Source organism: Streptomyces sp. NPDC048142, from assembly GCF_043202835.1.
Classification (GTDB): Bacteria; Actinomycetota; Actinomycetes; order Streptomycetales; family Streptomycetaceae; genus Streptomyces.
Genome location: NZ_JBIDBC010000023.1, coordinates 109,942 through 123,045, shown reverse-complemented (window position 1 = coordinate 123,045; position 13,104 = coordinate 109,942). Strand labels below are relative to the sequence as shown.

Annotated in this window: 8 protein-coding genes; all 8 read left to right on the top strand. The window is 70.6% G+C overall.

What is annotated here, in order from left to right:
* The 8 genes from ACGF2Y_RS25890 to ACGF2Y_RS25855 all read left to right on the top strand — a co-directional run bounded on the left by ACGF2Y_RS25890 (nucleotide 1) and on the right by ACGF2Y_RS25855 (nucleotide 13,061).
* A complete protein-coding gene (locus ACGF2Y_RS25890; protein WP_392951907.1) occupies nucleotides 1-1,182 on the top strand; it encodes an ROK family protein in 1,182 nt (393 codons plus the stop codon).
* 330 nt (nucleotides 1,183-1,512) lie between these two features.
* Nucleotides 1,513-3,036 (top strand): sugar ABC transporter ATP-binding protein, encoded by a 1,524-nt coding sequence (locus tag ACGF2Y_RS25885; RefSeq protein ID WP_392951904.1) that lies wholly within the window; start codon nucleotides 1,513-1,515, stop codon nucleotides 3,034-3,036.
* Nucleotides 3,033-4,085, top strand: coding sequence for an ABC transporter permease (locus ACGF2Y_RS25880; RefSeq protein ID WP_392951901.1), 1,053 nt, complete (start codon nucleotides 3,033-3,035; stop codon nucleotides 4,083-4,085). Before ACGF2Y_RS25885 ends, ACGF2Y_RS25880 begins: the two co-directional genes overlap by 4 nt.
* A gap of 112 nt (nucleotides 4,086-4,197) precedes the next feature.
* Nucleotides 4,198-5,232 (top strand): substrate-binding domain-containing protein, encoded by a 1,035-nt coding sequence (locus ACGF2Y_RS25875; protein ID WP_392951898.1) that lies wholly within the window; start codon nucleotides 4,198-4,200, stop codon nucleotides 5,230-5,232.
* A 72-nt stretch (nucleotides 5,233-5,304) separates the two neighbouring features.
* A complete protein-coding gene (locus tag ACGF2Y_RS25870) occupies nucleotides 5,305-6,540 on the top strand; it encodes a Gfo/Idh/MocA family protein (RefSeq protein WP_392951895.1) in 1,236 nt (411 codons plus the stop codon).
* 13 nt (nucleotides 6,541-6,553) lie between these two features.
* Nucleotides 6,554-7,558, top strand: coding sequence for a sugar phosphate isomerase/epimerase family protein (locus tag ACGF2Y_RS25865; RefSeq protein WP_392951893.1), 1,005 nt, complete (start codon nucleotides 6,554-6,556; stop codon nucleotides 7,556-7,558).
* Nucleotides 7,559-8,010: 452 nt separating this feature from the next.
* The gene (locus ACGF2Y_RS25860; RefSeq protein WP_392951891.1) at nucleotides 8,011-11,730 is read left to right on the top strand and encodes a ThuA domain-containing protein; all 3,720 of its coding nucleotides are present in this window, start codon (nucleotides 8,011-8,013) and stop codon (nucleotides 11,728-11,730) included.
* Between the two features lie 176 nt (nucleotides 11,731-11,906).
* A complete protein-coding gene (locus ACGF2Y_RS25855; RefSeq protein ID WP_392951960.1) occupies nucleotides 11,907-13,061 on the top strand; it encodes an inositol-3-phosphate synthase in 1,155 nt (384 codons plus the stop codon).
* The last annotated feature ends 43 nt before the right edge of the window (nucleotides 13,062-13,104 follow it).

Sequence of the window (13,104 nt, the reverse complement as noted above, 5' to 3'; positions counted from 1 at the left end):
ATGACGGCACGACCCGCGAACGCGCATCAGGCGCGGCTGCTCCGACTGCTGCGCGACAGGGGCCCCAACTCCCGTGCGCAACTGGGCGATCAGGTCGAGCTCTCACGCTCGAAGCTCGCCGTCGAGGTGGACCGGCTGCTGGAGACCGGCCTGGTGGTGGCCGACGGACTCGCCGCATCGCGCGGCGGGCGCCGTTCGCACAACATCCGGCTCGCTCCCGAACTGCGCTTCCTCGGCGTCGACATCGGCGCCACGTCGATAGACGTGGCCGTCACCAACGCGGAGCTGGAGGTGCTGGGACACCTCAACCACCCGATGGACGTGCGCGAGGGGCCCGTCGCCGTCTTCGAGCAGGTCCTGTCGATGGCCGCCAAACTGCGGACCTCGGGGCTCGCCGAGGGCTTCGACGGGGCGGGTATCGGGGTCCCCGGACCCGTCCGCTTCCCCGAGGGGGTGCCGGTCGCGCCGCCGATCATGCCCGGCTGGGACGGTTTCCCGGTCCGCGAGGCGCTCAGTCAGGAGCTGGGCTGCCCCGTCATGGTCGACAACGACGTGAACCTCATGGCGATGGGGGAGCAGCACGCGGGCGTGGCCCGCTCCGTGGCCGACTTCCTCTGCGTCAAGATCGGTACGGGCATCGGGTGCGGCATCGTCGTCGGCGGCGAGGTCTACCGAGGTACGACCGGCAGCGCCGGGGACATCGGACACATCCAGGTGGAACCGGACGGCCGGGCCTGTGCCTGCGGCAACCGGGGCTGCCTGGAGGCCCACTTCAGCGGCGCCGCCCTCGCCCGGGACGCGGAGGGCGCGGCCCGGGACGGCCGCTCACCCGAGCTCGCCGCCCGGCTGGAGGCGGCGGGACGCCTCACCGCCGCCGATGTGGCGGCCGCCGCGGCGGCCGGGGACACCGCGGCGCTCGACCTGGTCCGCGAGGGCGGCAACCGGCTCGGCCAGGTGATCGCGAGCCTGGTCAGCTTCTTCAATCCCGGTCTGGTGGTGATCGGCGGCGGGGTCACCGGCCTCGGTCACCACCTCCTCGCCAGTGTCCGCACCCAGGTCTACAAGCAGTCCCTTCCCCTGGCCACCGGCAATCTCCCCATCGTGCTGGGCGAGTTGGGGCCCACCGCCGGAGTGACCGGCGCGGCCCGGCTCATCAGCGACCACGTCTTCTCGCCGGCCTGACCACAGGCTGTACGCACCACGGTGTGAGTCAGCGCGACTCGCTATTCGTCAGGTACTCGTCAGGTATCAGCCCGTCAGTCAGCAGCTCACCAGGTACCACCTCACCAGACACGGACACCAGACACCAGGCACCAGGCACCAGCGCCAGTCATCAGCCTCACCGGTCATCAGCTCGTCAGCCATCAGCTCATCAGGTACTAGTCAGCAGCCGTTCGCGGTGCCGCCGGCTCCACGGCACCTCCAGCCCCGCGCCCTGTCCGCTCACCGGCCCTCCCCGGCCCCTCGGCACCGTCCGAGCAGGGGAGACCCCATTCGCCGAGGGGATTCGTCATGGCACCAGAACCACCCCTGCTCACCATGTCCGGCATCACCAAGCTCTTCCCGGGCGTCCGCGCCCTCGACGGCGTCGACCTGGAAGTCCAGGCAGGCGAGGTCCACTGCCTCCTCGGCCAGAACGGTGCGGGCAAGTCCACCCTCATCAAGGTGCTCGCCGGAGCGCACCAGCCCGACAGCGGCGAGATCACCTGGCGCGGCGAAACCGTCCAGCTCAAGTCGCCGATCGCGGCCATGCGCCTGGGCGTTGCCACCATCTACCAGGAACTCGACCTGGTCGAAGGCCTTTCGGTCGCCGAGAACGTCTTCCTCGGACACGAGCCGACCAGCGCGGGCTTCATCGTCCGTACGAGGGAGGGGCGTCTCCTGGCCGAGGCGCTCCTCGCCCGCCTCGGGCACCCGGAGATCGATCCCGCCCGGCAGGTCGGCGATCTCTCCGCCGCCCAGCAGCAGATCGTCTCCATGGCGCGGGCGCTCTCCCACGACGTCCGGCTCATCGTGATGGACGAGCCCTCCGCCGCCCTCGACCCCGACGAGGTCGACAACCTCTTCCGGATCGTCGGGAGCCTCACCGCCGACGGAGTCGCCGTCATCTACATCTCGCACCGCCTGGAGGAGATCCGCCGCATCGGCGACCGGGTCACCGTCATCAAGGACGGCCGGACCGTCGCCGTCGGGCTGCCCGCCGACGGCACGCCCACTCGCGACATCGTTGCCATGATGACCGGCCGGGACGTCGCCCATGTCTTCCCGCCGCGCCCGGAGGAACCGGCCTCCGCCACCGCGGAACCCGTACTCCGGGTCCAAGGGCTGTCCCGCAGAGGCGAGTTCGCTCCTGTCGACCTCGAACTGCGGCCCGGCGAGATCGTCGGTCTGGCCGGACTGGTCGGCTCGGGCCGCTCGGAGATCCTGGAGACGATCTACGGCGCCCGCAAGGCGAGCACGGGGACCGTCACCGTCGCCGGCCGGCAGCTCCGCCCCGGCAGCGTCCGCGCCGCCGTCGCCGCGGGCATCGGCCTCGCCCCCGAGGAACGCAAGGCGCAGGCCCTGCTGATGACCGAATCGGTCACCCGTAACGTCTCCGTCTCCGCCCTCTCCCGCTTCGCCCGGATCGGCTGGATCGACCGGGGCCGGGAGCGGAAGGCCGCGCGTGGCGCCACCCGCGAGCTGCAGATGCGGCCCGACAACCCGGACGCCGCCGTCCGCACCCTCTCCGGCGGCAACCAGCAGAAGGCCGTCCTCGCCCGTTGGCTGCTGCGCGGCTGCCGGGTCCTGTTGCTGGACGAACCCACCCGTGGCGTCGACGTCGGCGCGCGCGCCGAGCTGTACGCCGTGATCCGCCGGCTGGCCGACGAAGGCCTCGCCGTGCTGCTCGTCTCCAGCGAACTGCCCGAAGTCCTGGGCCTCGCCGACCGGGTGCTGGTCCTCCGCGAGGGCGAAGTGGTCCACACGGCCCCCGCCCAGGAGCTCGACGAGCACCGCGTGCTCGACCTCGTGATGGAAGGGAGCCCGACGCCATGACACAGCCCGCCCCGTCGGCGCGGCACAACGGGCCGGACAAGGGGCCCCTCACCGGCCCCTCCGGTGCGCCGCCCTCGAAGCCGGGCGGCGGCGGGCCGGCCCCCGGTCTGCGGTTCGACGTCCGGATCCTGTCCCTGCTCGGCGTCCTCGCCGCCCTGATCCTGGTCGGCGGCGTCACCGAACCGGACGCCTTCCTGGACACCGGGAACCTCCAGCTGATCCTGACCCAGGCCTCCGTCATCGGTGTCGTCACCGTCGGCATGACCTTCGTCATCATCAGCGGCGGCATCGACCTCTCCGTCGGTGCGATGGTCGCCCTCGCCTCGGTGTGGGCGACGACCCTGGCCACCCAGGAGTACGGCTTCGCGGGCATCGCGTTCACCGCGGTGATCGTCGGCCTCGCCGCCGGACTCGTGAACGGCGTCCTCATCGCGTACGGCGGGATGGTCGCCTTCATCGCGACGCTGGCCATGCTCGCCTCGGCCCGCGGACTCGCCCTCCAGATCACCGACGGCAAGACCCAGATCGTCACCGTGGACGCGGTCCTGGACCTCGGCCTGCCCGACTCCTACGTCCTCGGCATTCCGCCACTGGTCATCATGTTCGCCGTGGTCACCGTCGCCGGCTGGCTGGTCCTCAACCGGACCACCTTCGGCCGCCGAACGGTCGCCGTCGGCGGCAACGCGGAGGCCGCCCGGCTCGCCGGGATCGACGTCCGCCGCCAGCGCCTGTACCTCTATCTGCTGTCCGGGCTGTGCTGCGGCATCGCCGCCTTCATGCTGATCGTGCTCGCGGGCTCCGGCCAGAACACCAACGGCAACCTGTACGAGCTCGACGCCATCGCCGCCGTGATCATCGGCGGGACCCTGCTCAGCGGCGGCCGGGGCACCATCGTCGGCTCCGTGCTCGGCGTCCTGATCTTCACCACGATCACCAACATCTTCGCCCTCAACAACCTCCAGAGCGACGTCCAGCAGATCGCCAAGGGCGCCATCATCGTCGCCGCCGTACTCGTCCAGCGCCGCACCCTGCGCGGCGGGGAGTCCTGAGCACCCCGGTCGCCCCCGAACCCCCTGCACCTGAGCACCCCCCCCGCCCGTACCTCGTAGCACCTCCCGCACCCCTACCTCGTACACCCCCTGGACGAAGGGTCAGACCGTCATGCCGGAAACCAGCCGCAGAGGGCTGCTGTTCACCACCGCCGCCGTCTCCGCGGGCGCGCTCCTCACCGCCTGCACCAGCAACGAGCCCAAGAAGACCGAGCCCGCCGGCACCGGCGCCCCCGCCGACGACAAGCCGGGCAAGGCCGTCACCATCGGCTTCGCCGGACCGCAGGCCGACCACGGCTGGCTCAACGCGATCAACGTGAACGCCACGTCCCGGGCCAAGACGTATTCCGACGTCACCCTGGAGATCACCGAGGGTTCCAACGACACCGCCACCCAGATCGGCCAGGTCAAGACCCTCATCAACAAGAAGGTCGACGTCCTCGTCATCCTCCCCGCCGACGGCAAGGCGCTCACCCAGGTCGGCCTGGAGGCCATGAAGGCGGGCATCCCCGTCGTCAACCTGGACCGTATCTTCGCCTCTCCGCAGGCGTACCGCTGCTGGGTCGGCGGCGACAACTACGGCATGGGTCTCAACGCCGGGCACTACATCGGCGAGCAGCTCAAGGACAAGCCGGACGCCAAGGTCGTCGAGCTCGCCGGCATCGACAACCTGGAGCTGACCAAGCAGCGCAGCGAGGGCTTCGCCGACGCCCTCAAGAACTACTCCAACATCAAGCTGGTGGCCCGTCAGGCGGCCGACTTCACCGTCGAGTCGGGACAGGCGAAGATGGCGCAACTCCTTCAGGCGCAGAAGCGGTTCGACGCCCTGTGGAACCACGACGACGACCAGGGCGTCGGTGCGCTCCGTGCCATCCAGCAGGCGGGCCGCGACGAGTTCGTCATGGTCGGCGGCGCCGGCGCCAAGTCCGCGATGGACGCCATCAAGGCCGACGACTCGGTCATCAAGGCGACCGTCCTCTACCCGCCGACGATGGCCGCGTCCGCGATCGACCTGGCGCGGGCACTGGGCCAGAGCAAGGGCATCGGCGGCCTCTCCGAGCTGGAGATCCCGACCTCCCTGACCCTGTACTCCGCGGTCGTGACGAAGGACAACATCGACCAGTACCTGCCGACGGGCTTCAACTGACCAGGAACATCGGGGGGTTGCGCGAGCGCGTCCCCCGGCCCGTTACCGCACACCGATGAGGAGGAAGTCCGCATGGCCCGTAGTCAAGAGACGGAAACGCAGGCCCCAGCACCGTCGCCGCGGCAGCCGCCGGGAACGCTCGGGGTCGGCATGGTCGGATACGCGTTCATGGGCGCCGCCCACTCCCAGGGGTGGCGCACCGCCGGACACGTCTTCGACCTGCCCCTGCGGCCCGCTCTCGCCGCGATCTGCGGACGCGACCGTGCGGCGGTCGACGCCGCGGCCGCCCGGCACGGCTGGGCCGCGGCGGAGACCGACTGGCGGGCCCTGATCGCCCGGGACGACGTCCGGCTGATCGACATCTGCACCCCTGGCGACAGCCACGCGAAGATCGCCATCGCCGCCCTGGAGGCGGGCAAGCACGTGCTGTGCGAGAAGCCGCTCGCCAACACCGTCGCCGAGGCGGAGGCGATGGTCCGCGCCGCCGAAGCTGCCGCCACCCGGGGGCAGATGGCGATCGTGGGCTTCAACTACCGCAAGGTGCCCGCGATCTCCTACGCCCGGCAGCTCATCGCCGAGGGCCGGCTCGGCCCCCTGCGTCATGTGCGGGCCACCTACCTCCAGGACTGGCTGGTGGACCCGGCCTCCCCGCTCACCTGGCGGCTCAAGCGCGAACACGCCGGATCCGGTGCGCTCGGGGACCTCGGAGCGCACATCGTCGACCTCGCCCAGTACCTGTCGGGCGAGCTGCTCACCGGGGTGTCCGCCATGTCCGAGACCTTCGTACGGGAGAGGCCCCTGCCCGCCGGAGCGTCGGCCGGGCTCTTCGGCAGCGCCGACACGGTGGAGCGGGGCGAGGTGAGTGTCGACGACGCGGCGGTCTTCACCGGCCGCCTCGCCTCCGGCGCACTGGCCTCCTTCGAGGTGACCCGGATGGCGGCGGGGCGCAAGAACGCCCTGCGTCTGGAGATCAACGGGGAGTCGGGCTCGCTCGCCTTCGACCTGGAGCGGCTCAACGAACTGTCCTTCCACGACCACACCGAACCCGCCGCCACCGCAGGCTTCCGGCGCATCCTGGTCACCGAACCCGAGCACCCCTACCTGGAGGCCTGGTGGCCCCCGGGCCACGCCCTCGGCTACGAGCACACCTTCGTCCACCAGGCCCGCGACGTGGTCCGCATGATCGCCGACGGCACCGCGCCCCGGCCCTCGTTCGCGGACGGACTCCAGGTGCAGCGGGTGCTCGCCGCCGTCGAGGAGAGCGCTGCCACGAACTCCGTCCACACCCCGGTTCCGACCTCGTCCTAGGAGGCTGCCGCCCATGCCCCGCCCCTTCACACTCTTCACCGGCCAGTGGGCCGATCTCCCGCTGGAGGAGGTCTGCCGCCACGCCCGGGACTTCGGCTACGACGGGCTCGAACTCGCCTGCTGGGGAGACCATTTCGAGGTCGACAAGGCGCTGAAGGACCCCGGCTATCTGGCCACCAGGCACCAACTGCTGGACGCATACGGGCTGAAGTGCTTCGCCATCTCCAACCACCTGGTGGGCCAGGCCGTTTGCGACAACCCGATCGACGAACGCCACCGGGGCATCCTGCCCGCCCGCATCTGGGGCGACGGCGAGCCCGAGGGCGTACGGCGGCGGGCCGCCGCCGAGATCGCGGACACGGGCCGGGCCGCCGCCGCCTTCGGGGTGGACACGGTCATCGGGTTCACCGGCTCCTCGATCTGGCATCTCGTCGCGATGTTCCCGCCCGTCCCGCCGCACATGATCGAGCGGGGTTACGAGGACTTCGCCGAGCGGTGGAACCCGATCCTGGACGTCTTCGACGCGGAGGGGGTGCGCTTCGCCCACGAAGTGCACCCGAGTGAGATCGCGTACGACTACTGGACCACCGAGCGCGCCCTCCAGGCGGTGGACCACCGGCCCGCGTTCGGGCTGAACTTCGACCCGAGCCACTTCGTCTGGCAGGACCTCGACCCGGTCGGTTTCCTCTACGACTTCCGCGACCGGATCTACCACGTGGACTGCAAGGAGGCCCGCAAACGCCTCGACGGCCGCAACGGCCGCCTCGGCTCGCATCTGCCCTGGGGCGACCCCCGGCGCGGCTGGGACTTCGTCTCCGCCGGGCACGGCGACGTGCCCTGGGAGGACGTCTTCCGGATGCTCCGGTCCATCGGCTACGAGGGCCCGGTCTCCGTGGAATGGGAGGACGCCGGCATGGACCGGCTGACCGGCGCCCCGGAAGCGCTTGCCAGCCTCAAGCGGTTCGACTTCGACCCGCCGTCGGCCTCCTTCGACGCGGCCTTCGGCGGCGGCGACTAAGGGCTGTCCGTCATCCCTGGCGGGCGCACGACGACAGCTACGGCACCTCGCCGCGTTGTCGGAACGCCCGAATACATCCGGTATGCGGACGTCCCTCCGCCTTGCGATGCACCGCATCTGACGCCGCGCGCTGATCCACCAGGGATGACGGGACAGCCCTTAGCACGGCCTGCCGGGCTCCCGGGGGCGTACCCGCACGACGGGCCCCAGCCCCCGGGGCTGCCCCGCCCTGCCCGGAATCTCCTTTGTCCTGGCGGAAGCAGAAGTCCGACCCGCCTGCTGCGCAGGGGCTTTCCGTCCAGGACGAACAGGTCTACCGTCCATGACGTGTACACGACATGACTTGCGTCCCCGGGGTCGCTCCCGGCCCCGGTGACGCACGCGCGGCAGTCCCCGCGCGGCACGGCACGGTTACACCCGCCCGTACAACCGGCACTCTCCGGAGGACCTACGTGCACAGAACCAGAAAGCGGCTCCTGGCCAGGACCCGCGTCCGTACGACGCTCGCGCTGTTCACCGGCGGCCTTCTCGCCGCCGCGACCCTGACCCTCGGCTCCGCCCCCGGAGCCGCCGCCCACCCGGATCACCCAGGGCACGAGGAGCCCGTGGCGGAGGACTTCCAGCAAGTCACCCTCGCCAAGGGCGTCGAGGAGACAGGCGAGCCCATGTCGCTCGCCGTCCTTCCCGACCGCAGCGTGCTGCACACCTCGCGCGGCGGCGAGCTGCGGATCACCGACAGTGCCGGCAACACCCGGATCTCCGGCACCCTCCCCGTGTACACGCACGACGAGGAAGGTCTCCAAGGCGTCGGCGTCGACCCGGACTTCGCCGAGAACCGGGCGATCTACCTCTTCTACGCACCCCCGATGGACACCCCCGCGGGCGACGCCCCCGAGACCGGCACCGCCGCCGACTTCGCGAAGTTCGAGGGCGTCAACCGGCTCTCCCGCTTCGTCCTCGACGAGGACGGCACCCTCGACACGGCCAGCGAGAAGAAGGTCCTGGACGTCGCCACCTCGCGCGGCACGTGCTGCCACGTCGGCGGGGACATCGACTTCGACGCCGACGGCAACCTCTACCTCTCCACCGGGGACGACACCAACCCCTTCGCCTCCGACGGCTACACCCCGATCGACGAACGTCCGGACCGCAACCCGGCGTTCGACGCCCGCCGCACCTCGGGCAACACCAACGACCTGCGCGGCAAGATCCTTCGCATCAAGGTCGCCGAGGACGGCTCGTACACCGTCCCCGACGGAAACCTCTTCGCTCCCGGGACGGACAGGACGCGCCCCGAGATCTACGCGATGGGCTTCCGCAACCCCTTCCGGTTCTCCGTCGACCAGGCCACCGGTGTCGTGTACGTCGGCGACTACGGCCCCGACGCGGGCGCGGCCGACCCCCAGCGCGGACCCGCCGGGAAGGTCGAGTTCGCCCGCGTGACGAAGGCCGCCAACTTCGGCTGGCCCTTCTGCGTCGGCGACAACGAGCCCTACGTCGACTACGACTTCGCCACCGAGGAGCCGGGCGCCGCCTTCGACTGCGCCGCCCCGAAGAACGAGTCGCCGCACAACACCGGACTCGTCGACCTGCCGCCGGCCGAGGCCGCGTGGATTCCGTACGACGGGGGCTCCGTGCCCGAGTTCGGCACCGGCTCCGAGTCCCCGATGGGCGGACCCGTCTACCGCTACGACGCGGACCTGGACTCCCCGGTGAAGTTCCCCCAGGCCTACGACGGTGACTTCTTCGCCGGTGAGTTCGGCCGCCGGTGGATCAAGCGCATCGAGCAGGACGCCGACGGAGGCGTCCAGTCCATCAACGACGTGCCGTGGTCCGGTACGCAGGTGATGGACATGGCCTTCGGCCCGGACGGGGCGCTGTACGTCCTCGACTACGGACTCGCCTGGTTCGGCGGCGACGAGAACTCCGCGCTCTACCGCATCGAGAACGCCACCGGAGGCCGCTCACCCGTCGCCGAGGCCTCGGCCGACAAGACCTCCGGCACCGCACCCCTGAAGGTGAAGTTCTCCTCCGCCGGAACGTCCGACAGTGACGGCGACGTCCTGACCTACTCCTGGGACTTCGGGGACGGCGGCACCTCCACCGCCGCCAACCCGACGTACAGGTACAGGAAGAACGGCACCTACACCGCCACGCTCACCGCCGAGGACCCGACCGGCCGCACCGGCTCGGCGAGCGTCCACGTGACCGTCGGCAACACCGCCCCGACCGTGGAGCTGGTGCTCCCCAAGGACGGGCAGCTCTTCGAGTTCGGTGACTCCGTACCGTTCAAGGTGAAGGTCGGCGACCCGGAGGACGGGGCGATCGACTGCACCGAGGTCGAGGTCAAGTTCACCCTGGGTCACGACAGTCACGGCCACGACATCACCACCGAACACGGCTGCGAGGGCACCATCAAGACCGCCATGGAAGGCGGCCATGACCCCAACGCCAATATCTACGGCGGCATTTCGGCCTCGTACACCGACAACGGCGGTGGCGGCCAGGCCAAGCTGACCGGCAGGGACGCATCCCGGCTGCAGCCCAAGCACCGGCAGGCCGAGCACTTCGACGACTCCTTCGGCGTCGCCACCTTCGACAAGGCGAGCGCGCACGGCGGGAAGACCGTCGGCGACATCCACAACGACGACTGGATCTCCTTCGACACCTACGTCCTCGGCGCCACCACCAAGCTCACCGCCCGCATCTCCTCGGCCGGCTCCGGTGGCTTCCTCGAAGTGCGCACCGGCTCACCCAACGGCAAGATCCTCGGCTCCGGACCCGTCCCGGTGACCGGCAGCTGGGACACCTTCCAGGACATCGACATCCCGCTGCGCGGCGTGCCCAAGAAGCAGACGGAACTCTTCCTGGTCTTCAAGGGCGGCGACGGAGCGCTCTACGACGTCGACGACTTCGAACTGTCCGACACCCCGGTCGACAAGACCGCCAAGCGCGTCCTGGTCTTATCCAAGACCGCCGGCTTCCGCCACGACTCCATCCCCACGGGCATCGAGGCCCTGAAGGAGATCGGCAAGGACACCAACATCACGGTCGACTCCACCGAGTCCGCCGCCCAGTTCACCACCAGCAACCTGGCCCGTTACGACGCCGTCGCCTTCCTCTCCACCACCGGTGACGTCCTCGACGCCGAGCAGCAGCAGGCGTTCGAGAACTACGTGGCGACCGGCGGCGGTTACGTCGGCATCCACGCCGCCGCCGACACCGAGTACGACTGGGAGTTCTACGGCGGCCTCGTCGGCGCCTACTTCGACTCCCATCCGCAGATCCAGCCCGCCACCGTCCGCATCGAGAACCACGACCACCCCGCGACCGCCCACCTGGGCGAGGAGTGGGAGCGCACGGACGAGTGGTACAACTACGCCACCAACCCCCGGGGCAAGGCCAAGGTTCTCGCCACACTCGACGAGACCACCTACACCGGCGGGAACATGAAGGGCGATCACCCGATCTCCTGGTGCCAGACCTACGAGGGCGGCCGCTCCTTCTGCACCGGCCTCGGCCACACCAAGGAGTCCTACGCCGAGCCGGACTTCCGCGGCCACCTGCTGGGCGGTCTGCGCTACGCCACCGGTCAGGTCAAGGCCGACTGCAAGCCGGACAAGGGCTACCGGCCCATCTTCAACGGCAAGACACAGGAGGGGTGGAAGCAGGCGGGCCCGGGGGCGTTCTCCATCAGTGACGGCGCCCTGCACTCCGAGGGCGGCATGGGCCTGCTCACCTACCGGGCCAAGGAACTGAACGCGTACTCACTGAAGCTCGACTGGAAGATGGCCGGCGACGACAACTCCGGTATCTTCGTGGGCTTCCCGGAGTCCGACGACCCCTGGTCCGCGGTCAACAACGGGTACGAGATCCAGATCGACGCGACCGACGCGGCCGACCGCACCACGGGCTCCGTCTACGGGTTCAAGTCCGCCAACATCAAAGCCCGTGACCGCGTACTGCGACCGCCGGGCCAGTGGAACAGCTACGAGATCAAGGTCCGGGGCGAACGTCTGCAGGTCTTCCTCAACGGAGCGAAGATCAACGACTTCACCAACACCGACCCGGCCCGCAGCCTGAAGGACGGCTACATCGGCCTCCAGAACCACGGCCCCGACGACCAGGTGTCCTTCCGCAACATCCAACTGAGGGAGCTGCCCTCGCAGTAGGGCGACCGCCTCTGCCGACGTCGGGCGGGGGAAGCACTCACACTTCCCCCGCCCGACCTCCTCCACCCCGACATCCCCCAGGGAGGCAGCCCGTGACCGCACACGCCGATCGTGAAGGCCGAACGGATACCCCGGGCCGAACGGATACCCCGGGCCGGACCGATGCCCCGGGCCGCATCGACGCCCCGAGCCCCTCGGGGGCTCCCGGCCTCGCGGGCGCCGCGAGCCGTACCGGCGTCTGGCTCATCGGAGCACGCGGCTCCGTGGCGACCACCGCCACCGCGGGCTGCGCGGCCATCGCCGCGGGCCTGCACCCGCCGACCGGCATGGTCACCGAGACGCCCCCCTTCGCCGACAGCGGCCTGCCCGCCCTGACCAGCCTGGTCTTCGGTGGCCACGACACCCTCGACTGCCCGCTGTCCAAGCGGGCCGAGGCGCTGGCCGACGGCGGTGTGCTGCCACACGGACTTCCCTCCGCCGTACGCGCCGAACTCGACGCAGCCGACGCCGAGATCCGCCGCGGCGGACCGCTACCCGGCGACACCCGCAGCGACCGGGAACTCATCGCCGCGTTCACCGCCGACCTCACCGACTTCGCCCACCGCCACGGCCTGGCCCGCACCGTCGTCGTCAACGTCGCCTCCACCGAACCCGCGCCCGGCCCCGACGACACCCGGCTGCCCGCCAGCTCGCTCTACGCGGCCGCAGCCCTGCGGGCCGGCTGCGCCTACGCCAACTTCACCCCCTCCACCGGCCTGCGCACCCCCGCGCTCACCGACACCGTCGCCTCCTGCGGACTTCCCCATGCCGGACGCGACGGCAAGACCGGCCAGACGCTGCTCCGTTCCGTACTCGCCCCGATGTTCCTCCAGCGCGCCCTCGCCGTACGGGCGTGGTCCGGGTCGAACCTGCTGGGCGGCGGGGACGGAGCCGCGCTGGCCGATCCGGCGGCCGCCGCCGCCAAGAACGCCGGCAAGGAACGCGTCCTGGCCGACACCTTCGGCGCGGCCCCCGAGGGCGAGGTGCACATCGACGACGTGCCCGCGATGGGGGACTGGAAGACCGCCTGGGACCACATCGCCTTCGACGGTTTCCTCGGCTCCCGCATGATCCTCCAGACCATCTGGCAGGGCTGCGACTCGGCGCTCGCGGCCCCGCTGGTCCTGGACCTGGCACGGCTGCTCGCCCGCGCCCACGAGGCCGGGATCAGCGGCCCCCTGCCGGAGCTCGGCTTCTACTTCAAGGACCCGGACGGCGGCACATCGGCGGCACTCGCCGAGCAGTACACGGCCTTGCTCTCCTTCGCCGAGCGGCTGCGGGGCCAGGCATGAGGCGGCGACGTGCCTTCCCGGCCGCGCTCGTGGCGGCCCTGTC

What these genes read in the sequence shown, in the direction of transcription:
- ACGF2Y_RS25890 (WP_392951907.1), top strand. Translation starts at nt 1, where the DNA reads ATGACGGCACGACCCGCGAACGCGCATCAGGCGCGGCTGCTCCGACTG.
- ACGF2Y_RS25885 (WP_392951904.1), top strand. Translation starts at nt 1,513, where the DNA reads ATGGCACCAGAACCACCCCTGCTCACCATGTCCGGCATCACCAAGCTC.
- ACGF2Y_RS25880 (WP_392951901.1), top strand. Translation starts at nt 3,033, where the DNA reads ATGACACAGCCCGCCCCGTCGGCGCGGCACAACGGGCCGGACAAGGGG.
- ACGF2Y_RS25875 (WP_392951898.1), top strand. Translation starts at nt 4,198, where the DNA reads ATGCCGGAAACCAGCCGCAGAGGGCTGCTGTTCACCACCGCCGCCGTC.
- ACGF2Y_RS25870 (WP_392951895.1), top strand. Translation starts at nt 5,305, where the DNA reads ATGGCCCGTAGTCAAGAGACGGAAACGCAGGCCCCAGCACCGTCGCCG.
- ACGF2Y_RS25865 (WP_392951893.1), top strand. Translation starts at nt 6,554, where the DNA reads ATGCCCCGCCCCTTCACACTCTTCACCGGCCAGTGGGCCGATCTCCCG.